The sequence below is a fragment of the Anaerotalea alkaliphila genome (genome assembly GCF_010179735.1).
In the GTDB taxonomy this organism is placed as follows: Bacteria; Bacillota; Clostridia; order Lachnospirales; family Vallitaleaceae; genus Anaerotalea; species Anaerotalea alkaliphila.
Window position 1 is genome coordinate 1 of record NZ_JAAEEH010000002.1, and the last position, 23,169, is coordinate 23,169.

At 59.4% G+C, this 23,169-nt stretch carries 24 protein-coding genes; 16 read left to right on the forward strand and 8 right to left on the reverse strand.

All coding sequences use genetic code 11. The features are described from left to right. Positions 1-134: 134 nt before the first annotated feature. The 5 genes from GXN74_RS01045 (at position 135) to GXN74_RS01065 (ending at position 2,808) form a co-directional block, all read left to right on the forward strand. On the forward strand, positions 135-500 hold the full coding sequence (locus GXN74_RS01045; RefSeq protein ID WP_162369064.1) for a NifB/NifX family molybdenum-iron cluster-binding protein: 366 nt from the start codon (positions 135-137) through the stop codon (positions 498-500). Between the two features lie 168 nt (positions 501-668). After that, positions 669-974, forward strand: a complete 306-nt coding sequence (locus tag GXN74_RS01050; RefSeq protein ID WP_162369065.1) for a carboxymuconolactone decarboxylase family protein — start codon at positions 669-671, stop codon at positions 972-974. 7 nt (positions 975-981) lie between these two features. Beyond that, positions 982-1,587, forward strand: coding sequence for a DNA-3-methyladenine glycosylase (locus GXN74_RS01055; RefSeq protein WP_162369066.1), 606 nt, complete (start codon positions 982-984; stop codon positions 1,585-1,587). Beyond that, complete coding sequence (locus GXN74_RS01060) at positions 1,584-2,057, forward strand: VanZ family protein (protein ID WP_162369067.1); 474 nt, start codon at positions 1,584-1,586, stop codon at positions 2,055-2,057. The genes GXN74_RS01055 and GXN74_RS01060 overlap by 4 nt, the downstream gene beginning before the upstream one ends. Beyond that, positions 2,044-2,808, forward strand: coding sequence for a nitroreductase family protein (locus GXN74_RS01065; protein ID WP_162369068.1), 765 nt, complete (start codon positions 2,044-2,046; stop codon positions 2,806-2,808). The genes GXN74_RS01060 and GXN74_RS01065 overlap by 14 nt, the downstream gene beginning before the upstream one ends. 6 nt (positions 2,809-2,814) lie before the next feature. On the opposite strand, the gene sfsA is transcribed toward GXN74_RS01065, so the two are convergent. Together sfsA and GXN74_RS01075 are read right to left on the reverse strand one after the other, a co-directional pair. Further along, positions 2,815-3,510, reverse strand: coding sequence for a DNA/RNA nuclease SfsA (gene sfsA / locus GXN74_RS01070; RefSeq protein WP_162369069.1), 696 nt, complete (start codon positions 3,508-3,510; stop codon positions 2,815-2,817). Beyond that, complete coding sequence (locus GXN74_RS01075; RefSeq protein ID WP_162369070.1) at positions 3,507-4,166, reverse strand: alpha/beta hydrolase; 660 nt, start codon at positions 4,164-4,166, stop codon at positions 3,507-3,509. The genes sfsA and GXN74_RS01075 overlap by 4 nt, the downstream gene beginning before the upstream one ends. A 122-nt stretch (positions 4,167-4,288) precedes the next feature. Between GXN74_RS01075 and GXN74_RS01080 the strand changes: the two genes are divergently transcribed. Continuing rightward, positions 4,289-5,677, forward strand: a complete 1,389-nt coding sequence (locus tag GXN74_RS01080; RefSeq protein ID WP_162369071.1) for a hypothetical protein — start codon at positions 4,289-4,291, stop codon at positions 5,675-5,677. Continuing rightward, the gene (locus GXN74_RS01085; RefSeq protein WP_162369072.1) at positions 5,631-6,029 is read left to right on the forward strand and encodes a HEPN domain-containing protein; all 399 of its coding nucleotides are present in this window, start codon (positions 5,631-5,633) and stop codon (positions 6,027-6,029) included. Before GXN74_RS01080 ends, GXN74_RS01085 begins: the two co-directional genes overlap by 47 nt. Before the next feature lie 56 nt (positions 6,030-6,085). Here the strand turns inward: GXN74_RS01085 and melA are convergent, their stop codons facing one another. From melA to GXN74_RS01110, 5 genes are read right to left on the reverse strand one after another with little or no spacing between them, the layout of a single operon-like run. Beyond that, complete coding sequence (gene melA, locus GXN74_RS01090) at positions 6,086-7,384, reverse strand: alpha-glucosidase/alpha-galactosidase (protein WP_162369073.1); 1,299 nt, start codon at positions 7,382-7,384, stop codon at positions 6,086-6,088. Positions 7,385-7,429: 45 nt separating this feature from the next. Beyond that, on the reverse strand, positions 7,430-8,464 hold the full coding sequence (locus GXN74_RS01095; RefSeq protein ID WP_162369074.1) for a LacI family DNA-binding transcriptional regulator: 1,035 nt from the start codon (positions 8,462-8,464) through the stop codon (positions 7,430-7,432). A gap of 57 nt (positions 8,465-8,521) precedes the next feature. Further along, complete coding sequence (locus tag GXN74_RS01100) at positions 8,522-9,361, reverse strand: carbohydrate ABC transporter permease (RefSeq protein WP_162369075.1); 840 nt, start codon at positions 9,359-9,361, stop codon at positions 8,522-8,524. A gap of 11 nt (positions 9,362-9,372) precedes the next feature. Further along, positions 9,373-10,272 carry a carbohydrate ABC transporter permease gene (locus tag GXN74_RS01105; protein WP_162369076.1) on the reverse strand — a complete coding sequence of 300 codons (900 nt, stop codon included), beginning with the start codon at positions 10,270-10,272 and terminating at the stop codon, positions 9,373-9,375. Between the two features lie 31 nt (positions 10,273-10,303). Continuing rightward, positions 10,304-11,587: an ABC transporter substrate-binding protein gene (locus tag GXN74_RS01110; protein ID WP_162369077.1), complete on the reverse strand. Its 1,284-nt coding sequence runs from the start codon at positions 11,585-11,587 to the stop codon at positions 10,304-10,306. A 392-nt stretch (positions 11,588-11,979) separates the two neighbouring features. Here GXN74_RS01110 and GXN74_RS01115 point away from each other — a divergent pair, with 392 nt between their 5' ends. Next, on the forward strand, positions 11,980-13,323 hold the full coding sequence (locus GXN74_RS01115; protein ID WP_162369078.1) for a glucose-6-phosphate isomerase: 1,344 nt from the start codon (positions 11,980-11,982) through the stop codon (positions 13,321-13,323). 76 nt (positions 13,324-13,399) lie between these two features. Here the strand turns inward: GXN74_RS01115 and GXN74_RS01120 are convergent, their stop codons facing one another. Further along, a complete protein-coding gene (locus tag GXN74_RS01120; RefSeq protein ID WP_162369079.1) occupies positions 13,400-13,918 on the reverse strand; it encodes a shikimate kinase in 519 nt (172 codons plus the stop codon). Between the two features lie 164 nt (positions 13,919-14,082). Between GXN74_RS01120 and GXN74_RS01125 the strand changes: the two genes are divergently transcribed. From GXN74_RS01125 to GXN74_RS01160, 8 genes are all read left to right on the forward strand, one after another. After that, positions 14,083-15,447, forward strand: coding sequence for an FAD-dependent oxidoreductase (locus GXN74_RS01125; protein WP_162369080.1), 1,365 nt, complete (start codon positions 14,083-14,085; stop codon positions 15,445-15,447). 40 nt (positions 15,448-15,487) lie between these two features. Then, positions 15,488-16,894 carry an NADP-dependent phosphogluconate dehydrogenase gene (gene gndA / locus GXN74_RS01130; protein ID WP_162369081.1) on the forward strand — a complete coding sequence of 469 codons (1,407 nt, stop codon included), beginning with the start codon at positions 15,488-15,490 and terminating at the stop codon, positions 16,892-16,894. A gap of 240 nt (positions 16,895-17,134) precedes the next feature. Continuing rightward, positions 17,135-18,418 (forward strand): glucose-1-phosphate adenylyltransferase, encoded by a 1,284-nt coding sequence (locus tag GXN74_RS01135; RefSeq protein ID WP_162369082.1) that lies wholly within the window; start codon positions 17,135-17,137, stop codon positions 18,416-18,418. Beyond that, the gene (gene glgD / locus GXN74_RS01140; protein ID WP_162369083.1) at positions 18,411-19,532 is read left to right on the forward strand and encodes a glucose-1-phosphate adenylyltransferase subunit GlgD; all 1,122 of its coding nucleotides are present in this window, start codon (positions 18,411-18,413) and stop codon (positions 19,530-19,532) included. The genes GXN74_RS01135 and glgD overlap by 8 nt, the downstream gene beginning before the upstream one ends. A gap of 174 nt (positions 19,533-19,706) precedes the next feature. Then, positions 19,707-21,086 (forward strand): PhoH family protein, encoded by a 1,380-nt coding sequence (locus tag GXN74_RS01145; RefSeq protein ID WP_162369084.1) that lies wholly within the window; start codon positions 19,707-19,709, stop codon positions 21,084-21,086. A gap of 34 nt (positions 21,087-21,120) precedes the next feature. Further along, positions 21,121-22,059 carry an AAA family ATPase gene (locus GXN74_RS01150; protein ID WP_162369085.1) on the forward strand — a complete coding sequence of 313 codons (939 nt, stop codon included), beginning with the start codon at positions 21,121-21,123 and terminating at the stop codon, positions 22,057-22,059. 118 nt (positions 22,060-22,177) lie between these two features. After that, the gene (locus GXN74_RS01155; RefSeq protein ID WP_162369086.1) at positions 22,178-22,876 is read left to right on the forward strand and encodes a 5'-methylthioadenosine/adenosylhomocysteine nucleosidase; all 699 of its coding nucleotides are present in this window, start codon (positions 22,178-22,180) and stop codon (positions 22,874-22,876) included. After that, a complete protein-coding gene (locus GXN74_RS01160; RefSeq protein ID WP_162369087.1) occupies positions 22,877-23,026 on the forward strand; it encodes a hypothetical protein in 150 nt (49 codons plus the stop codon). The last annotated feature ends 143 nt before the right edge of the window (positions 23,027-23,169 follow it).

A 23,169-nucleotide genomic window follows, 5' to 3' on the forward strand; every position in this document is an offset into this window, starting at 1 on the left:
AATAGCCTTAATCCAGATAGATCCTTATTCCATACTTCTATTATCTAGGAATAGGGTTCAATATCCAAGTGGTTTAAGAAAAAAGCAACTGATAAACCTATGATTTAATTTTATTATACGAGGAGAAAGAGTATATGAAAATAGCGGTAGCAAGTGAAAAGGACATGGTCACAGGACATTTCGGACATTGCGAGAACTTCCACATCTTTGAGGCGCAGGATGCGGAGATCGTGGCAAGCAGCTCCATCCCCAATCCGGGGCACAAGCCCGGGTTCCTGCCCAACTACCTGAACGAACTTGGGGTGAACGTGATCATCTCCGGGGGGATGGGCGGCGGCGCCGTGGACATCTTCAACGAGAAGGGGATCCAGGTGGTCACAGGAGCCAAAGGCCAGGCAAAGGCTGCGGCGGAGATGTTCCTGCAGGGGATGCTCAAATCCTCGGGGGCCGTATGCAGGGACCACAGCCACGGGGACCCCGGGGCCGGCTGCGGGAAATAAGGAAAACAAGCCGGGAATGTGGAAAGGGACTGCCGCGCCAATCGATTGGCGCGGCAGTCCCTTTCCACATTCCCGGAGCCCTTGCCCCCGGGGCCGGTTCGGGGTATAATCCTACCATAGGCAATCAACCGGGGAAGACTCCCCCAGACGACGACAGGAGGAACCGCTATGGGAAGGAATCCGTTGGAACCGATCATGCACCACCATCCCGCCCTTTTCAAACAGATGTCGGAGGCCAGGAACGCCTCCCTTGCCCCCGGGGCTTTGGACAAGAAGACCAAGCTGCTGGTGGCCATGGCCTTGGACGCCACCAAGCATGCCCCCAACGGCGTGCGTGTCCTGGCCAAGCTGGCCATGGAAGCGGGGGCCACCAAGGAGGAGATCATGGAAGTGCTCCATGTGGTCTATTTCATCGACGGCATCGGCAGCATGTACACGGCGGCGGAGGGCATCGAAGGCCTCTTCGAGGAGTAGGGGAGCCATGTCCGGACTGGATCTCGCGTTCTACGGAAGGGACACCTTGGAGGTCGCCCCGGACCTGCTGGGGAAGGTGCTGGTGCGGGTGGTGGCCGGCCGCAGGCTGACGGGCAGGATTGTGGAGGTGGAGGCCTACAAGGGTCCCGTGGACAAGGGCGCCCACAGCTACAACTACAGGAGGACACCCCGGACAAGGACCATGTTCGGCCCTCCGGGGCACGCCTATGTGTACCTGGTCTACGGCATGCACCACTGCCTGAACGCCGTCACGGAACCCGAGGGGGAACCCTGCGCGATCCTGATCCGGGCGGTGGAGCCCCTGGAGGGAAGGGAAACCATGGCCCGCTTCCGGTACGGGAAGGACTGGGACGACCTGACCGCCAGCCAGAGGCGGAACATGACCAACGGTCCGGGAAAAGTGTGCCAGGCCTTTTCCATCACCCGGGAATGGAACGGGGTCCCTCTGGACCGGGAGGAGTTCCACATCGCTCCCGGCGGCCTGGAGCCCGGGGAGCGGGTCCTAAGGAGCCGGCGGATCGGCATCGACTATGCGGAAGAAGCGGTGGACTTCCTGTGGAGGTTCACCTTGGAAGAGGAGGAAGAGGCGTGACGAAAAAAATTGGAGCCTGGCTGCCGGTGGCTGCCTGGTGCATGGTGATCCTTTGGTTCTCCGGGGAAACGGGGGAGGACTCGGCCCAGCGCAGCGGGTGGCTTCTGGAATGGGTCCTGGGGCGGGGAGCCTGGCTGGAGCGGTGGGGAATCCACCGGGACCTGCTGCATCTGGGTCTTAGGAAGGGCGCCCACATGTTCAACTACGCGGTCCTGGGAGGCCTGACGGCGAACGCCTTCGGGCGGACCACACTCCTGGCAGGCGGAAAGGTCCTGGCCGCGGCCCTGGGATTCTGCATCCTGTTCGCGGGGATGGACGAGTGGCGGCAGACCTTCGTGCCAGGCCGGGCGGGGGCCTTCACAGACGTGCTGGTGGACACCGCCGGAACGGTCCTGGGAATCCTGCTCTTGTACGGAATCCGGCTGGTGTCGGGATGCAGAGGGGAGGTGCTGGAAAATGCTTTGGACTGATTGGGAAGGGGCCATCCGGGAGCGGAAATCCGTAAGGAGCTTCCAACCGGAGGCCGTGGAAGAAGGGAAGATGGAGAAGCTTAAGAACTTCCTCCGGCAGATGCGGGTGCCCTTCGAACACCAGGTGGAATGCCGGCTGTTCAGGGCGGAACAGGGAGAGGGCCTGTATCCGGGCATGGACACGCCCCCGGACAACGTGGCCTTCGTCACGGAACTGGATCCGGTGTCCGTCTCCAAGGCGGGATTCGTGGGGGAGTTGCTGCTGCTCTACGCCCAGTCCCTGGGAATCTCCAGCTGCTGGCACGGGACCTACCGGAAGAAATGGGAGGGGGCGGCCCCGGTATGTCTCTCCCCCCTGGGGACACCGGCTCCGGAGCGGCGGGGGCTGCTGGAAAGGGTGTTCAAGGCCGTCACCGTGGGGGGGCGGAAGCCGCTAGAAGAGCTGCTGGTCCGGAAAAAAGGGATGACCATCAACCAGATCACCAACACCGTGCAGTTCGCCCTGCATCTTGCCAGGATGGCCCCTTCGGCCTACAACGGACAGCCCTGGAGGTTCGACGTGTCCGAGGACAGCAGGACGGTCCGGCTCCTCCTGGGGAGCGGAGGCAAATCCAGGAAATGGAAGCACCAGGACCTGGACCTGGGGATTTGCGCCTGCCATTTCTGGCTGGGGTTGACCCTCCGGGGGGTGAAGCCCCGGGTGGAGGTGAAGGAGGAGGACGGCCGGGCCGCCTGGACCTTCTCCCTCTAGGAAACCCTATGCGAGCACCACAGGCAGGGGATCCCCCATCCGGATGCTTCCCGGCGTGACCAGGGAGCCGTGGCAGTGGATCCGCACGCCCGCTTCCGCGGCCGCCAGGAGGGCTTCGGCGAAGCGGGGGTCCGTGGACCGGTTGGGCTCGAACCGATGGACACCTTCCATCTGGACCAGGAAGAAGACATGGTTTTGGTACCCTTGGGACTGTAGGGCCGCAAGCCCGCAAAGGTGCTTTCGGCCCCGCTGGGTGGGGGCATCGGGGAAGCGGGCCACGCCCCCTTCCTCCAGGGTAACCCCCTTCACCTCGATGAAGCCCCTGGCTTCGGCGGTTTCATAGTACAGGTCATAGCGGGAGTCGCCGAAGGCGACTTCCTTTTTCAATTCCCGCAGGCCGGAGAATCCGGGGACCAGGCCCTGGGAGAGGCCTTCGAAGACCACCTGGTTGGGAACCTGGGAATCCATGTTCACCAGCAGGGACAGGGGACCCTTCTCCACCGCCACCAGGTCGAACTTGGTCTTCCGGTGGGGCAGGTCGGCGGGGACCAGGTGGACCCGGGTCCCCGGGACAAGCAGCTCCCGGCAGCGTCCGGTGTTCTTCACATGGACGGTTTCCACGGCCTCCCCCACCCGCACCCGGGCCACGAAGCGGTTGGGGCGCTCCAGGAAGATTCCCTCCACGGTTTGGGGATAGTTCATGGTGTTCCCTCCCCGCCGAAGGCGTCCGCAAGAAGCCATGCGGTCAGGTCCCGGAGGGTTTCGAAAGACACGGTGTGACCCTCAGGATAGGTCCTGTAGGTCGTCTCCTTCCCCAGGGAGGCGAAATGCTCCGCGTTGGCGTTTCCGACCTCGATGGGGAAGACCGGGTCGTAAAGCCCGTGGGCCAGGAAGACGGAAATCCCATCCAGAGGGCGGACGGGGGCCAGAGCCCGCACGTAGGAGGGGAGGAAGCCGTTCAGGGAAACAATCCCCTTCAGGGGCAGGGCGGTCCCCAGGAGCAGGGTCATGGACAGGATGGCTCCCTGGCTGAACCCCAGCAGGTAGACCCGCTCCGGATCCGCCGGCTGGGAGGTCACCACCTCCGGTAGGAACGTAGACAGCTTCTTAACGGCGGCATCGAACAAGTGGCGGACAGGCTTCTTGGGGTTCTTCACATGGAAATAGGCGTAGCCGAAGCCCTGGGGCAGGTCCCCCCGGACGCTGACGACAATGAAGCGCTGCCGCAGCCCCTGGAGCATCTGGTGCATTTCCAGTTCGTTCCCTCCCCGTCCGTGGAGGGAAAAGAGGATGGGAGCGGGATGTTCCCTGGAGCAGCCTGGGGGAAGGCTGATCCGATATTCGTAGTCTGGTTCCATGGTGTTCCTCCTTCTTTCGTTTTCACTCGTTGTGCCGTCCTACCAGTGTACACCCTTTCCGGTCATTGCTCAAGGGAAGGATCCTGTGTTATGATAAGGGAAATGCGGGGAGGTGGAACGGGATGGATTTCGTCCAATGGATCAAGAACCTGGGGAAGAACGACCTCCAGGACCTGGTGTGGTCGGAGGCGAAGAAGATCAACTGGAAGGAAGTGAACAGGGAATCGAACCTGCCCTTCTCCCTTGCCTACGTGGGGGAGGAGGCAGGATTCACCCGGTTCCTGGAGTGGCTGGAGTGGACCCGGTACGGCTTCCTGGGGGTGGCGCTGGAGAAGCGGATCCCCCTGACAGGGATGGCCCGTGCCAGGCTGCTGCATGTGGAGCCGGCCGGGGCCCCGGAGCGCCGGCATCTGCTGGAGAAGGCGGACGTCCTGGTGCTGGAGGCGGGAGGACTGCCGGAAGGGATTCCTCCCAAGGGGTTCCACCTCTTCCTGGGGGATGGCCCCCAGGGGCTGGCCGAGGAGGTCCTGGAGGCGCACAAGCCCATTGGACAAGCGTTGGCCCACCATTTCCCGGCTTTTAGGACCGCCCTGGCCAAGAAGGTCCTGGGGGACGTTTCCCTGCAGAACGCCCTTTTTGCCGGAGCCTCGTCGGCGGCCAATGCGGTGCCGGGTCCCCACCAGGCCGTCACGGCCCCCCTGGAGGCCCTGTCGGACTTCGCGGTGCTGACGGGGAACGAGCTTAGGATGGTCTTCCTCCTGGCGGGAGGATGCGGCAGGCAGGTGTCCCCTTCCCGGCTGGTGCCGGAGTTCCTGGTGGTGCTGGGAGGGGGGAAGGCCGCCCAGATGCTTGCCACCCAGGTCCTGGGGAAGATCCCCGCCGGCGCGGGCAGCCTGGCCAAGGGAACCATCGCCTACGCCTTCACCTATGCCATCGGGGAAGCCGCCTTCCAGAGCCTGAATTTCGGGATCCGGGGCAGAGCCGGGAGCATCCGGCGCCGGATGCGGGAGCTGGAAGGATATGCCAGGGAGCAGCTGAAGGGAGCCGTCGGCATGGGCAAGCCCAAGGAAGAGGATTTCTTCCGGGAGATCGAGGGGCAGCTTAGGTTCGGCCATCCGGGGACGGTGAACCGTTTTCCCCTGGTGGTGGAGGAGGAGCGGTACCGCCGGATCCATCCGGTGAAGCAGAAGGTGCTGGCCCGGCTGGTGAAGGACCTGCTGGAGAAGGACAGGGAGGGGAAGATCCGGAAGATCCTGGTGTTCGGAAGCGCCCTGACCCTCTACTGCAACAGCTTCAGCGACATCGACCTGGTGGTGCTGGGGGATTTCCGGGAATTCGACCCGGGGCTGCACCTCTACGAGTACGGGGATGTGGACCTGTTCGGCTACAACGAGGAGGAATTCATGAAGGAGCTTAAGGACAACCGGTTCTACCGGGAAGTATGGGAAAGGGGGTATGTGCTGTATGAGCAGTTTCCTGCATCTGGCCAAGGCGGACCTGAAGTACGTTAGGTTCGGCCTGCAGAATTGCGACGACGAAATCGAGCTGAACTATGCGGCCTACCATCTCCATCAGGCCATCGAGAAGCTGGTGAAGGCCTCCCTGGAACTCGCGGGGATCGACCTGCTGGACCGGACCTTCCGGACCCACGACATCGATTTCCTGATCTCCCGCCTGCCGAAGGAGGTGGAGGTGCCGGAGGCCATCCGCAAGAACCTCTACAAGATCAACCGCTGGGTTTCGGAACCCCGGTACAACATCAACTTCCGCCAGTCCCGGGAGGACGTGGAGGCCATCTACAAGGCCGCCCTCTGGTGGCTGGACGGGATCCTGAAGGACATCGGACAGGGGGAGGAATCCTGAGCCGCCTTCCATGGGAGCAAACGGAAAGAGACCCGAAGGTCTCTTTCCGTTTGCTCCTACTTGTATTTGGGAAGCCAGTCCCCGTGGGCGGAAATCATGTCGTCCACCATGCTGCGGATGTCGTCCAGGGACAGTTCCGCGGAGGTGTGGGGATCCAGCATGGCCGCATGGTAGATGTGCTCCTTCTTCAGGGTGCGGGCGGCCTCCAGGGTCAGCAGCTGCACGTTGATGTTGGTCCTGTTCAGTGCCGCCAGTTGGGCCGGCAGTTCGCCCACATGGCAGGGGGTGACGCCGCTGCCGTCCACCAGGCAGGGCACCTCCACCACCGCCTGGGAGGGAAGGTTGGTGATCAGGCCGGTGTTCAGCACGTTCCCGTTGATCTTGTAGGGCACGTTGGTCTCCATGGCCTCCATGATGTAGGAAGCGTATTCGTGGGAGCGCTTGTGCTCCAGGCTGGCGTCGTTCACGATCTGCTCCCGCATGGTCTCCCAGTCGGCGATCTGCTTGACGCACCGCCTGGGGTACTCGTCCAGGGGGATGTTGAAGCGGTCGACCAGCTCGGGATACCGGGACTTGATGAAGTAGGGCAGGTATTCGGCGTTGTGCTCGCTGGACTCCGTCACGTAGTAGCCGAACTGCTTCATCATCTCGTAGCGAACCATGTCGTCGTGCTTCCCTTCCCTTGCCAGGGCCCGCCGCTTGATCTCCGGATAGAGGTCCTCCCCGTCCCTGGTGACCTCCAGCAGCCAGGCCATGTGGTTGATGCCAGCGATTTTGGCGACCACCCCTTCGGAGGGCATGTCCAGGCCCTTGAGGAGGTCCGGGGCGCAGACCTGGACGCTGTGGCAGAGGCCCACGGTCTTCACTCCTGTGTCGTGGAGCATGGCTCCGGTGAGGATGGACATGGGATTGGTGTAGTTCAGGAACCAGGCGTCGGGGCAAAGCTCCTCCATGTCCCGGGCGAAGTCCATCATCACAGGGATGGTCCGCAGGGACCGGAAGATGCCGCCGATGCCCAGGGTGTCCGCGATGGTCTGGCGCAGGCCGTACTTCTTGGGGATCTCAAAGTCCGTGATGGTGCAGGGGTCGTAGCCGCCCACCTGGATGGCGTTGACCACGTAGTCGGCACCCGCCAGGGCCTTGCGCCGGTCCGTATAGGCGACGATGTCCGCCCGCCCCCCGTTGCAGTTGCCGTTGATGTTCTCGAGCATCCGCTGGGATTCCCCCAAGCGCTTCTGGTCGATGTCGTACAGGGCGATTTCGGATTCCCGGAGGGCGGGGGTCAGGAGGCTGTCCCCCAATACGTTCTTCGCGAAAATGGTGCTTCCGGCACCTAAAAAAGTGATTTTTGGCATGATTTTCTCCTTGTATGTGGCGGCCTTTCCAAGAAGGCCCCACCCTCAATACAAGGGCCGGCAGGAATCCCGCAGGACCAGCTTCGTATTGAGGATCACCTTCTTGTAGCCGGTATTTTGTCCGTTCTCTATGGTATCGATGATCATCCGGGCCGATTGGAGGCCCAATTCCTCCGTGTTGATGTCCACGGTGGTCAGGAGCGGATTGCTGATCTTGGCCAGCAGCCCGTCGTCGAAGCCCACGATGGAAAGGTCTTCCGGAACGCTCAACCCCAATGCCTTGGCCCCGTGGATCAGGGAAATCCCCATGACGTCGTTGGCGGCGAAGAAGGCGGTGGGAGGGTCCGGTTTCTGGAACCTGCTCCGCAGGACCTCCACCGCATCCGCCACCTCGATGATCCGGGTACCCAATTCCCCGGGAAGGCGGAGGATGTTGTCGGGATTGAAGGGAAGCCCCTTCTCCTGGAGGAACTCCTTGTAGGCCTTCTCCTTGATGCCGTATGCGTAGACCTTGGGGTCCAGGCCGGTGACATAGGCGATCTTCCGGTGGCCCAGGGAATGCAGGTAGCGCAGGGCGTCCTTGGCCCCCGTCTCCTGGTCCGCCATCACATGGTTGACCTTGTATCCCTGGTGCAGGCCGTTGATCAGCACCAGGGGGACCTCCTTGGAAATCCTTTCGAAGTAGCCGTTGTTCCGGTTCTCCGAGGTGCCGTCCACGATGATGATGCCGTCCACGCTGCGCTGGATCAGGTTCCTTATGTAGTCGTACTCTTCCTTGGCGGTCACCGCATAGCAGAGGAACGCCATGTAGTTGTGTTCCTTCAGCACGGCCTCGATCTTGTGCACGATCTGCCAGAAGTAGGGGTTCATCACGCTGGGAATGACGACTCCTATGGAGTTGGTCCTTTTCATCATCAGGCCTTTGGCCAGGATGTTGGGGCTGAACTCCAGCTTCTCTATGGCGGCCTCCACCCGTTCCCGGGTCTTGGGGGCGACGGGATAGTTCCTGTTGATGACGCGGGACACGGTGGCGGTGGATACGCCGGCCTCCCGGGCGACATCGTCAATGGTAACCTTCAAGCGGGTCACCTCCTTTGTTTGAGCATGGTTGCAACAAAGGAATTATAGCATAGTTTCTTAATTTTTGCTTCCGGTGGATGCAATCCCTTCGATGAATTGGCGTTGGAACAGGATGAAAAGAAGGATCATGGGCCACATGGCGATCAGGGAGCCGGCCATGAGCACCGGATAGTTGGTGGTGAAGGTCCCCTTCAGGTTGGCCAGCCCGGTGGATAGGGTCATCTTGTCCGCCGAGGTGTTGACGATCAGGGGCCACATCAGGTCCTTCCAGGCGAAGAGGGCGGTGAAGATGCCCAAGGCCACCATGCCGGAGCGGGCCAGCGGCATCATGACATGCCAGTAGGTCTGCCACTGGTTGCAGCCGTCGATCCGGGCCGCCTCCTCCAGGTCCTTGGGCAGGCTCAGGAAGAACTGCCGCATGAGGAAGGTACCGAAGGCGCTTACGATTCCTGGGGCCACCAGGGCCTTCACCGTATCCAGCCAGTCCAGCCGGGCCATCAGCAGGAACTGGGGAATCAGGAAGATCTGCCCCGGCACCATCATCTGGATCAGGACCATGGCGAAGAAGAAGTTCTTCAGCGGGAAATCGATCCTGGCGAAGGCGTAGGCCGCCATGGTGCTGAACATGATGGCGGCAAGGGTGCGCGCCCCCACCATGACCGCCGTGTTGTAGTAAAGGGTCCCGAAGTCCACCCGGATCATGGCTTCCGTGTAGTTGGCGAAACGCATGGCCTCGGGGAGCAAGGTCGGGGGAATCCGCATGGATTCCGTGATGCTCTTCAGGGAGGTGGTGATGGTCCAAAGGAAGGGGAACAGCATCAGCAGGGACCCCAGGACCAGAATAAGGTAGACCAGCAGGGTGTTGCGGTTCGTTCGTTTGTTCTTACTGCTTTTCATGGTTTGCCTCCTCAATCATAGTGCACCCACTTCTTCTGCAGATGCATCTGCAGCGCCGTGATGGCCAGGATGATGGCCAACAGGAAGACCACGATGGCGGAAGCGTATCCGCGGTCATAGATCTGGAACGCGTATTTGTAGAACAGGAAGACCAGGGTCTGTACGGAACCCATGGCCACATTGCCCCGGTCCACCATCATGTAGATGAAGTCGAACATCTGGAGGGAGCTGATGAAGGTCAGCACCAGCACGAAGAACAGGGTGGGGGAGACCAGGGGCAGGGTGATGAAGAAGAATTTCCGGATGGGGCTGGCTCCGTCGATGTCCGCCGCCTCATAGAAGGTCTTGGGTATCTCCTGGAGGCCCGCAAGGAGCAGGACCATGTTGTAGCCCAAGGTGCTCCAGATCCCCACCACGATCAGGGAGAACATGGCGTATCGGGAGGTGGTCAGCCAGCCGACAGGACCCGCCCCGAAGAGGGAGAGGAGGTAGTTGAGCAGCCCGAACTCGGTGTTGTAGAGCCACCTCCAGACCATGGCCACCGCAACAGGAGTGGAAACCACGGGAAGGAAATAGATGGTCCGAAAGAGGGTCTTCCCCTTGATGTTCGCATTCAGGAGCACGGCGAAGAACAGGGCCAGCAGCACGCCCACAGGAACCACGCCGATGGTGTAGCGGAAGGTGTTCCAGGTGGCCTGCAGCACCTCCGGATCCTTGAACATTTTCGTGTAGTTGCCGATGCCGGTGAAGCTGGAAGCACCGAAATCGCCGGTTTTCGTGAAACTTAGGTAGATGGTGCTGATTACCGGATAGATGTTCAGCACCAACAGGCCAAGGATGGTGGGGGCAATCATCAGATATGCCCAGCCCAGGTCGCCCCACCTCCTTTTTTTCATTTTCTGCAGCTTCATTTCTTTACCCCTTTCGTGGGCTTTAAAAGGTTCACTCGTCCGCCAGGATCGCATTCATTTCGGATGCGAGGGCCTTGCAGCCTTCCTCCACGCCCAGCTGTCCGGACAGGATCTGGCGCATGTAGTCGTTTTCCGCAACGTCCCAACGGGGGCGCGTTTTGGAGGTGGGATAGATGTACGCATACTCCAGCATGTCCACATATTTGCCCACATTGAAGGTGGTGATGCTGTCGATCCAGGGCTGCTGGGTGCCTTCATAAGCGGGGATGGCGGATACATGTTCGGCCTGGAGCAGGTTGGCTTCCTCCGTGCCCGTGAACTGCACGAACTTCAGTGCGGCCTCCTTGTTGGGGGACTTGGCGGAGACGGCGTTGCCCAGACCGTTGTAGACGGTTGCCCTCTGCTTCATCTGGGGCAGTACGGCCACGTCGGCGTTGGCTGCGGAGTACTCGTTGTTCTTGAGCTCGGTCACCATCCAGGATCCCAGCATCACCATGGCCACCCGACCGGAAGTGAACAGGTTGCTTGCGCTGCTTTCCACCAGGGTCTCATAGGGCGGGGACACCTTGTGTTCGTGGATCAGGTCGTGCCATACCTGGACCGCCTCGATGGTCTCCGGCAAGTCGTATCCGGAGGACTTCTTGTCTTCGGAAATCACATGGCCTCCGTTCTGGAAGATCAGGTTGTAGAAGCCCTGCTGGTTCTCGGCGGAGTGGCCTGCCATCAGCCCGAATACCCCCGCAGACGGGTCGGTCAGCTGTTTGGCGACCTCGATGGCCTTGTCCCAGTCCCAGCTCTCATCGGGGTAAGGGATGCCCTTTTCGTCGAACATGGTCTTGTTGTACCAGAGGCCGATGGTGTCGAAGTCCTTGGGCACCGCATAGCTGGTTCCGTCGACGGTGTAGAGGTCCACAAGGCCTTCGGGGAACTTGGACATGTCCACACCCTCAGTGATGGGCTCCAGCATGGCGGCATCGGCATACTTGCGGAAGTTGTTGATGTGCATCCAGAACGCGTCCGGCAGCACGCCGCCGGTGGCGCCCGCTTCCAGCTTGGTCCAGTACTCGTCCCATCCGGTCACTTCCACCTTCACCTTGATGCCGGGGTTCTGGGCTTCGAAGGCGTCTGCGATGGCCCGCATGCCGGGCTCCTGGTTCTTGTCCCAGATGGCGTAGGTGATGGTGGTTCCTTTCCCGCCACCGGAACCGTTTGTCTGTGAACCGCCTGACGGTGTGGTGCTGGAATTGCCGCAGGCTGTGATGCCCAGGGTCAGGGTCAGTGCCAGGAACAAGGCGACCAATTTCTTTGCTTTCATGTTTTTCCTCCCTAAATCGTTTTCTTTGTAGGTTTGGTGGCAAAGGTGTTTCTCCAAAGATTTTCCTGTAGAATAGCAAGCGCTTACTATGAGTATCATTATAGATGCGGATGGAGAATATGTCAATATAGATTCATAAGAAAGGATAATAAGGGGGTAAGTTTGTTTAAAACCTACAAAAAACAATAAAAAAACCCCGGGAAAAGGGAGGTTGCCATGGAAGAATCCCATAGTAAAGAAAAAGTAAAATAGCAAACGTTTTCTGAAAAAGCGGAGAGAGGCCGAAAAAGACCCTCCAGGATGCGCTTGTCAAAGGAGAACCAATCTTGTACAATGGATGGGAGAACCGCTGAAATGGGCGGTCCGAGAGAGAGAAGGAGGAGGATTCGAATATGTTGAAAGTGGATTTGAGCAAGTTGAAGGGATTTCTGAATGAGGGGGAACTGGAGAATCTGGCGCCCATGGTGGAGCTGGCACATACGATCGTAAAGGAAAAGAGCGGCGCCGGGAACGATTTCCTGGGATGGGTGGACCTTCCTGTGGATTACGACAAGGAAGAGTTCGCCAGGATCAAGGCTGCGGCGGAGAGGATCCGCAAGGATTCGGACGTCCTGGTGGTCATCGGCATCGGCGGCTCCTATCTGGGAGCCAAAGCGGCCCTGGAGATGCTTACCCACCGGTTTTACAATGAGCTGGACAAGAGCGTGCGCAAGGGGCCCAAAATCCACTTCCTGGGACAGAACATTTCCGGGGACTACATGAACGACCTGCTGGAAGTCCTGGAAGGCAAGGATGTTTCCGTGAATGTCATCTCCAAGTCCGGAACCACCACCGAGCCGGCCATCGGATTTCGGGTCATGAAGGACCTTCTGGAGAAGAAGTACGGAAAGGAAGAGGCTTCGAAGCGGATTTACGCCACCACCGACAAGGCAAGGGGAGCCCTGAAGACCTTGGCGGACGCGGAAGGCTATGAAACCTTCGTGGTCCCCGACGATGTGGGGGGGCGGTTCACCGTGCTCACCGCCGTGGGCCTGCTGCCCATCGCCGTGGCGGGACTGGATGTGGACAAGATGATGGCGGGAGCCGCCGCCGCCAGGGAAGAGTACCTGGGAAAGAGCTTCGCGGAGAACGACTGCCACCGGTATGCGGCAGCCCGGGCGGCCCTCTACAACAAGGGCAAGGTGACGGAGATTCTGGTGAACTACGAGCCCTCCCTGCAGTACTTCTCCGAGTGGTGGAAGCAGCTCTTTGGGGAAAGCCACGGCAAGGACGGAAAAGGCCTGTTCCCGGCATCCGTCAACTTCTCAACGGACCTCCATTCCATGGGGCAGTACATCCAGGACGGCATGCGCAACATCTTCGAGACGGTCATCCATGTGAAGAATCCCCGCAGGGACTTCGTCCTGGAGTCCAACGAGGACAACCTGGACGGCCTGAACTTCCTGGCGGGCAAGACCATGGATTTCGTCAACGGGAACGCCTTCAAGGGGACCCTGCTGGCCCATATCGACGGAGGCGTCCCCAACATCGTGGTGGATGTGGACACCCTGGACGAGGAGAACTTCGGAGCGCTGGTGTATTTCTTCGAGCTGGCCTGCGGCATCGGCGGCTACATGCTGGGAATCAACCCCTTCGACCAGCCGGGTGTGGAGGCCTACAAGAAGAACATGTTCGCCTTGCTGGGCAAGCCGGGGTACGAGGAGCTGAGGGCGGCTCTGGAGGAACGGCTGAAGTAAGCCCTTTCTGTCAACTTTTCAATGAAGGAGGAGCCGGCGCATCCCAAAGACTGGGGCTGCGCCGGCTCCTTCGGTTTCATGGCCGCCGCTGTCCGCAAGGGGCCCCCAGCAGCTCCAGGATGCGGGCCACGCTCTCTTCCAGGGATTCCTGCCGCCAGGCGTAGACCAGGTCCGCATGTTCCCGGTACAGGGGCTCCCGTTCCTGGTACAGGTCCCCCAGGCTGCGGCCGGGGGCCGCGGCGATGCCCCTGGTGGCGATGTTGCTGACCCGCCGCTGGATCTCCTCCAGGGGAATCTGCAGGTATACCACGGTCCCCTGGGACCGCAGGTGTTCCATGGCCTTCCGGCCGTATACCACGCTGCCGCCGGTGGCGACGACCGTCTCCCGGGGGCGGACCCCCAGGATGACCTGTTCCTCCAGGGCCAGGAACCGGTCCAGGCCCTGGGTGGCCAACAGCTCCGGCAGCAGCATGCCGGCTTCCTGCTGGAGGAGCAGGTCCGTGTCCAGAAAGCGGTATCCCAGGCATTTGGCCAGGAGGACGCCGATGGTGCTTTTGCCCGAGCCGGGCATTCCGATCAAGGTGATGTTCTTCATGGCAAAGCGTTCCTTTCTTGAAAACATGGAATAATTCACCATCATACCATAGGATGCGGAAATTATGTGAAAAAATGAAGATTTTTTAGCGGTTGCTTGATTTGTCCGTATGGCGTAAAATACAAGAAAGCATACCAATGAAGCTTGCTGGAGGAGGAATTGTGATGGAGAAGGCGTTCAGATGCATGGTCTGTGGATATGTCCACTACGGGGAGGCTCCCCCGGAAAGCTGCCCCTTGTGCGGTGTGGGACCTGAAATGTTCGAAGAGATAGAAAACACGCGGCAGCCCGCGGCCGATGCGGTCCTGGAGGCGGACCGGCCGAAAGGGGACTGGAAGGTGGTCGTCGTGGGCGGAGGCGTCGCAGGATTCTCCGCGGTCCAGGAGATCAGGAACGAAAACCGGCAGGTGCAGGTGACCCTGGTTTCCGGAGAACCCCATCTGCCCTATTACAGGATGGGGCTGACCAAATACCTGGCAGGCGAGATGAAGGAGGAGGACCTTCCCTTGGAAGGGGAGGACTGGTACGGGGAGAACGGCATCCGCCTCCTACGGGGCGCTGTGGTGGAGAAGGTCCGACGGGAAAACAGGGAGGTGGTCCTTGGGGACGGCCGGATCCTTCCCTACGACGCGCTGGTGCTGGCCACCGGAGGGAACCCCTTTGTTCCCCCCATCGAAGGGGCGGACAAGGCTGGGGTGCATACCGTGCGCACCCTGGATGACGCCAAGAACCTGCTGGAAGGGCTTGCGGGAATCAATACCTGCATCTGCATCGGAGGAGGCCTCCTGGGGCTGGAGACGGCGGGAGCCATCGCCAGAAAAGGCGTGGGGGTGAAGGTGCTGGAGGGGTTGCCTTGGCTGATGCCCCGGCAGTTGAACCGCCAGGCGGCCGAAGTGCTGAAGGGGCATGTGGAAGCCATGGGCATGGAAGTCCGGGAAGGGGTGAAGATCGTCCGGATCCTGGGGGAAGGCGCATGTGAAGGCGTGGCGCTGGATACGGGAGAGGAGATCCGAGGGGATATGGTGGTCATCACCGCGGGCATCCGCCCGGAAACCGGACTGGCGAAGGCGGCGGGACTGGAAGTGGAGGGGGGCATCGTGGTGGACGACCGGATGCGCACCTCGGATCCTGCCATCCATGCGGCCGGGGACTGCGCCCAGCACCGGGGGGTCCTGTACGGCGTATGGCCTGCGGCCCAGTACCAGGGGATGGTGGCGGGGCTCAACGCGGTATCCGTGGATACGGAATTCGGCGGCATCCCCAGAGCCGCAACCCTGAAGGTGCTGGAAGTGAAGGTCACCAGTGTGGGCGACGCGGCGGAACCGGAGGATACGGACGTGCTGCTGGAGTCTGCGGCCGACGGAAACTACACGGGATTCCTGCTCCGGGGGGACAGGCTGTCCGGAGCCATCCTCATCGGCAACGACGCCCTGGCCTTCAAGGCCAAGGAGTGGATTGAAAAGGAGAAGACGCTTGGGCCGGAATGCCGGAAGGATGTGGCGTCCCTGCAGGCCTGCCTGGAGAAATGAAAATAATCATCCGCAAAGAGCGGATATGGAAAGGAGCATTATGGGAAAACAAAAAATAGGCGTGGTGGGCCTGGCCGTCATGGGCAAGAACCTGGCATTGAACATCGAAAGCAAAGGATTTGGGGTGTCCGTCTACAACAGGACCGCCACCAAGACGAAAGACCTGGTGGCGGAAGCGGCCGGGAAGGACCTGGTGGGCACCTACAGTCCGGAGGAATTCGCGGCCTCCCTGGAAGTCCCCAGGAAAGTGGTCATCATGGTGAAGGCGGGAAAGGCGGTGGACGACACCATCGAAGCGCTCAAACCCTACATGAGCCCCGGGGACATCTTCATCGACGGAGGGAACTCCTTCTATGAGGACACCATCCGCAGGAATAGGGCGCTGGAAGCGGAGGGGTTCCGCTATATCGGTGCAGGGGTTTCCGGCGGAGAAGAGGGGGCCCTGCTGGGACCCGCCATCATGCCGGGAGGACAGAAGGACGCCTATGCGCTGGTGGAGGAGATCCTGACCGCCATATCGGCCCATGTGGACGGGGAACCCTGCTGCACCTACATCGGAGCCGACGGGGCCGGGCACTATGTGAAGATGGTCCACAACGGCATCGAATACGGGGACATGCAACTCATCACGGAGGCCTATTTCCTCCTGAAGAACCTGCTGGGCCTGGAGGCTCCCGCACTGCACCAGGTCTTTGCGGAATGGAACGAGGGGGAACTGGACAGCTATCTGATCGAGATCACCCGGGACATCTTCACCCAGTACGACCAGGAGACCGGAAAGCCCATGGTGGACGTGATCCTGGACACGGCAGGCCAAAAGGGGACGGGAAAATGGACCAGCCAAAGCGCCCTGGACCTGGGGGTGGCGACCCCCACCATCACGGAAGCGGTCTTCGCCCGCTGCGTCTCCGCCATCAAGGAGGAGCGGGTGGCGGCCGGCAAGGTCCTTAAGGGGCCGGAGGTCAAACCGTATGCGGGAGACCCCAAGGAGCTGGTGGAAGCCATCCGCAAGGCCCTCTACGCCAGCAAGGTCTGCTCCTACGCCCAGGGGTTCGCGCTGCTGAAGGCCGCCGCCCAGGAATACGGATGGGACCTGGAATACGGAAAGATAGCCATGATCTTCAGGGGCGGCTGCATCATCCGGGCCCGGTTCCTGCACAAGATCAAGGAGGCCTACGACAAGGCGCCGGAGCTGGCGAACCTGATGCTGGACCCCTACTTCAGGGACATCCTGGAAGGCTATCAGGAAGCCTGGAGGGATGTGGTCGCCGTCGCGGTGAAGAACGGGCTTCCCGTGCCCGGGTTCTCCAGCGCCCTGGCATACTTCGACAGCTACCGCACCCCAACCCTACCGGCCAACCTGCTGCAGGCCCAGAGGGACTTCTTCGGGGCCCACACCTTCCAGCGTGTGGACAAGGAAGGGGTTTTCCACCACCAATGGTTCTAGGTCTGGCCGGGGCATGGTTTTCTTTCGGGCATCCGATGGAAATGCAAAAAAATTCCCATAGTAAGGAAGGGTTTCCGGCTTGGGCATCGAATATTTATAGATAGGGGTGTGAATTGTCGGCAATCGGACGCCAAACACATCGGATGTCAGGCAATGGACCGGCCGTCCGTTTCCTGATGCGGACATGAACCAAAAACCAACAATCAAGGGGTTGCAAAAGAACGAAGAGGAGATGAGAGAATGGTAGCAAAAGAGATGGTGGCGCTGCTGCTGGCTGGTGGCCAGGGAAGCAGGCTGGGCGTTCTTACGACAACAATTGCAAAACCGGCGGTTTCTTACGGAGGAAAGTACAGGATCATTGACTTTCCGCTGAGCAACTGCGTCAATTCGGACATCGACACGGTGGGTGTCTTCACCCAGTACCAACCGTTGGAATTGAACACCCATATCGGCATCGGAAAGCCCTGGGACCTGGACCGGGTGAACGGAGGGGTGACCATCCTGTCCCCCTATCTGAAGGCCGACGAGGGGGAATGGTTCAAAGGCACCGCCAATGCGGTCTGCCAGAACATCCACTATGTGGACAAGATCAATCCCGAATACGTGATCATCCTTTCCGGAGACCACATCTACAAGATGGACTATTCCAGGATGCTGGATTTCCACAAGCAGAACAATGCGGACGCCACGATTTCCGTCCTGAAGGTGCCCCTGGAGGACGCCAGCCGTTTCGGCATCATGAACGCGGACGAGAACAACAAGATCTATGAATTCGAAGAGAAGCCGAAGAACCCCAAGAGCGACCTGGCCTCCATGGGCGTCTACATCTTCACCTGGCCGGTGTTGCGGGAATATCTGCTGCGGGACGACAAGAACCCGGATTCCGACAACGACTTCGGAAAGAACATCATCCCCATGATGCTGGGAGAAGGACGTTCCATGTACGCCTATGCCTTCGAGGGGTATTGGAAGGACGTAGGCACCATCCAGGCCTATTGGGAATCCAACATGGACCTGATCGAGCGGGTTCCGGAATTCAACCTGTTCGACAGGGACTGGAGGATCTACACCAGCAATCCGGTGAAGCCCGCCCATTACATCGCGCCCAGCGGAAGCGCCAAGAAATCCATCATTGCGGAGGGCTGCCTGGTCTACGGCACCGTGCGCAACTCCATCCTGTTCCCCGGTGTGGTCGTGGAGGAGGGGGCCGTCATCCAGGACTCCATCATCATGAGCAACACCAGGATCGGCAGGAATGTGGAAATCTACAAGAGCATCCTGAGTGAGGACGTCCAGGTCGGACACGAGGCCAAGATCGGCATCGGGGAGGACGTGGTGAATGAGGACAAGCCCCACATCTACGATTCCGGAATCACCGTCATCGGAGACCATGCGGTCATACCGAACCATACGGAAATCGGAAAGAACGTGGTCGTGGAACAGTTCGTCACGACCAGCGACTTCACAAGCAAGGTGGTGCCGTCCGGCAAGAGCGTAATCAAAGGAGGGGTAGAGAATGAATAATGTAATGGGGATCATCGTCACGGGAGGACGGAACGAGCGGATGATGGAACTTTCCAGCAAACGTTCGGTCGCGGCCATTCCCGTGGGTGGAAAATACAGGGCAATCGACTTCGTGTTGTCCAACATGGTCAATTCCGGCATCAACAAGGTGGGGGTCGTCACCCAGTACAGTTTCCGGTCCCTGATGGACCATCTGGGATCCGGGAAGGAGTGGGACCTGGACCGCAGGAAAGACGGGCTGTTCCTGTTCCCGCCCTATCTGGCGGGAGACAACACCGGCTGGTACAAGGGTTCCGCCGACGGGATGTACAACAACATCAGCTTCCTGCGCAGAAGCAACGAGGAGTACGTCCTGATCAGCACAGGCAACTGCGTCTACAAGACCCAGTACCATGACCTGCTTGCGTTCCACAAGGAAAAGGACGCCGACATCACCATGATGTACAGGGACTGTTACGACTTCGCGGACGAAGACATGCAGAACCTGGGTGTCGTGGAAATCGGGGAAGACGGCAGGGTCCTGGACATCCAGGAGAAGCCCCTTTTCCCCAAGTCCAAAAACGCCAACATGGCAGTATACCTCCTGAAGAGGACTTTCCTCATCTCCCTTCTGCAGGAGAGCGCGTCCCATGCCCAGTACGACTTCGTGACGGACATCCTGATCAAAAAGCTGGCCGAACTGAAGGTCTTCGCTTATGAATACAAGGGCTACTGGAAGCCCATGAATTCCATCTCCATGTTCTATGGTTGCAACATGGAGCTGCTGAATCCGGAAATAAGCAGCGAGCTTTTCTTGAAGGACGGAAGGGTATTCACCAAGGTCAAGGACGAGACGCCCGCCAAGTACAACGAGGAGGCGGAAGTCAACAACGCCCTGATCGCCGACGGTTGCATCATCGAGGGGACGGTCATCAACAGCGTCCTCTTCAGGGGCGTGGTCGTACGCAAGGGAGCCTTGATCAAGGACAGCATCGTCATGCAGGACAGCGTCATCGAGGAAGGGGCGAACCTGGAAAGGGTGATCCTGGACAAGGAAGTGCATGTGACCCAAGGCAAGATGCTGAAGGGGGAAGCCACTTATCCCATGATCGTAAGCAAGAATTCTGTCATATAGGACCATGGATGAAGCGGAATGTGGATGCATTCCGCTTTTGTTCACACTTCTCACAAGGATGTGCATAGAAGAAATCCAAAGGTTACCCACAGATATCCGGGGGTTATCAACACAAAACTGTGGAAAACTTGCATGGATTGCTTCAAAAAAGGGCATTTTTAAGGAGGTTTTGCGATGATAAAGAACTATGTGATCGACACAAACGTCATGGTCCACGACCCATCCTTCATGTACAACTTTTCAGACAACCATGTGGTCATCCCCTTGATCTGCCTGGAGGAATTGGACAACCTGAAGCGGAAGGAAGGCCTGGTGGGCTTCAGCGCACGGAAAGTGGCCAAGGAACTGAAGAGGGTCATGGAAACCGGGGACATCTGCGAGGGCATCCCGTTGGACAACGGAGGAACCCTCCGGGTGGAGCAGAATTTCCTGGACACCAGCGTACTGCCCAACGGGGCAGACGTCCACAAGACGGATTCCCGGATCATCGCCGTCGTGAAGAACATGCAGGCGGCCTTCCCGGACATCCCCACCATCCTGGTCACCAAGGACCTGTACATGAACATCAAGGCCAGCAGCCTGGGGATCACCGTACAGGACTACAAGAACGACCAGATAGAAAACGAGGCCATCTACAAGGGGTACAGGGAAGAGGAGATGAGCTCCGAGGAGATGAACGCCATTTTCGAGGACGGACTGCCCTTGCCCGAGAGCGTGGAGGGTACGGTCTATCCCAACGAGTTCTTCCACATCAAGAGCACGGACCGGGTGGGCCACGAGGTGCTGGCCAGATACGACGGCAAGAGAATCGTGCCCCTGCGCCACGCCAACGATGTGGCCTGGGGCCTGACCCCCTTGAACCGGGAGCAGAAGATGGCCTTCGAGCTCCTGATGAATCCGGACATCCACTTCTGCACCATCATCGGCGGGGCCGGCTCCGGCAAGACCATCCTGGCCACCGCCACCGCCCTGGAGAACGTCATCGAGAGCAACCAGTACAGGAAGATCGTGTTCGTGCGCCCGGTGGTGGCCGCGGGCAATGACATCGGATACCTGCCCGGCGACGAGAGGGAGAAGCTGCGGCCCTGGATGGGCAGCTTCTACGACGCCATCGAGAACCTGACGGACCTGAAGGAAAGCAACCGGGAGGCCTACAAGGACACGGTGGTCAAGGACCGGAGGAATTTCGGGAAGCCGGCCTTTACGGTGGAAGATTTTATTGAACAATACCGCCAAAGGGGTATAATAGAGACAAAGACCTTCACCTATATGCGGGGCAGGACCTTCACCAACTCCCTGATCATCGTGGACGAGGCCCAGGAGATGACCCCCCATATCGCCAAACTGATGCTGACCCGGGCAGGCCAGGAGTCCAAGTTCGTGTTCCTGGGGGACCCGAGCGACAACCAGATCGACAACCATTATGTGGATGCCAAGTCCAACGGCTTGATCTACACGGTGGAAAAGATGAAACCTTTCGACATCACCGGTCATGTGACCTTGAAGCGGGTGGAAAGAAGCCCCCTGGCGGAAATCGCCGAAAGGAGCATGTAGTCCGGAAAGGAAGACGATCCATGGAGGTGTGCACATGCGAGCATTGAATGCAAGACTGAATGAACTGAACCAAAAGCGCCATGAAAGGGACGTGCTCTCCAAGAGGCTGGAGCAGCTGGGAAGGCAGAAGCTTCTCCTGGCCATGCGGCTGGAGGCCCTCCAGAACGAGCTGAAGGAAGAGAAGAGCAATCTGGAGACCCTGGAAAAGGTAACCTTTTCCTCCGTCGTCAACGCCCTGCTTTCCGGCAAGGTGGAGAAGCTGGAAGCGGAAAAGGAGAAGGTGTACAAGGACCAGCTGAAGTACGAGCAGACCAAGGACGAGTACAACCAGCTGCTCCGGGAACTGGACTACCTTTCGGGCAAATTGCGGGAGTACGATGCGGTGGAGCAGTCCTACCTTCATGTGGTCGCGGATGTGGAAAAGCAGATTTTGAAATACAAGCCTTCGGAGGCCGCGTCCCTGCGGGTGATCCTGGGGGAGAAGGAGTCCCACGAGAAGGAGATCCGGCAGTGCCAGGAAGCCATCAACCTGGCCACCGAGGTCCTGAGCGAGCTGAACATGACCCGGAAGAACCTGGAGAAGGCAAAGCTTTGGGGGGACTACGACGTGTCCGGCGGGGGGACCGTGGCCACCATCCAGAAGTACGCCTACCTGGACGAGGCCCAGGAGCAACTCCACAAGATCCAGTGGATGCTCAGGAAATACCACAATGAGCTGGAGGGCCTTTGGATGAAGCGGATCGTGGACATGGAGGTCGGAAGCTTCCTGGAGGTGGCCGACGACTGGATCGAAGGCGTGTTCGAAGACCGTTCCATCCCCAACGCCGTGCAGAAGCTCCTGGACAGCCTGGACAAGCTGATCGCCAAGGTGCTGGAGGTGGACGAGGCCATGCGCAAGACGTCGGGTGAGGCCAGGGAGAAGCTGGAAATGGTGGACGGAAAGCTGGAGACCTTCCTGACCGACAACTTCTAGGCCGGAGGCGGGGGGAATTCCCTGATTGCCAGGTGGAGAGGGTATCTGTTATAATGGAGGCAATCATCAATGGTACATCAAACAGAAACCATCAGGCATTCGGTCAAGGAGGTCACATATGAAGCTAATCGGAATCATCGGCGCCATGCAGGAAGAGGTCATGGGACTGCAGGACGTGATGGAAATAAAGGAAACACGCAGCATCGCATCCCTGGATTTTTATCAGGGAACGCTCTTCGGCCATGAGGTCGTGCTGGTCAAAGGCGGCGTGGGCAAAGTGAACGCGGCGGTCTGCACCCAGATCCTCATCGACTGCTTCTATGTGGAAGCCATCATCAACACGGGAGTGGCCGGCGCCTTGAACGGCAAGCTGGAAATCGGGGATGTGGTGATCTCCAAGGATACGCTGCAGCATGATGTGGATGCCACCGGATTCGGCTACGCCCTAGGGGAAATCCCCCGGATGGAGACCAGCATCTTCCCTGCGGACGAGCACCTGGTCAAGATCGCCCTCCAGGCGGCGGACAGGCTTCCGGTGCGCACCAGCGTCTATGTGGAGAGGATCGTCAGCGGCGACCAGTTCATTTCCGATCCGGTCAAGAAGGAGATGCTGGAACAGACCTTCCAGGGCTTCTGCACCGAGATGGAAGGGGCCGCAGTGGCCCAGGTGTGCCATCTGAACAAGATCCCTTTCGTGATCCTCCGTTCCATTTCCGACAAGGCGGACGACACGGCGGAAACCAATTTCAACGAATTCATCGCCATGGCGGTGGCCAATTCCTCAAAAATCCTGGAAAGGATGCTGGAGCTGTTGTAAATGGGAAATTTCAGGAAGCGTTATAGGAAGCTGCGGAAAGGGGTCCGTCTGACCCGGAAGGTCTACAAGGGCTTTCTGGCCTTGGTGGGCATCGCCACCTTCGGATTGTCCCTGTTCCTGATGATCGATGACATCACCCACACCCGTTAGGGTGTGGGTGATGTCATTTGCAGGAAGGGCGCCCCGTACAAAAGAAAAAGCACCGTTGCATGCGCAAGGTGCTATTGTAAAGGATGAGGGGGAGAGTATTAATATGTAAGAGGTAATTGTTCTTACCCGGTTATACTATCGCA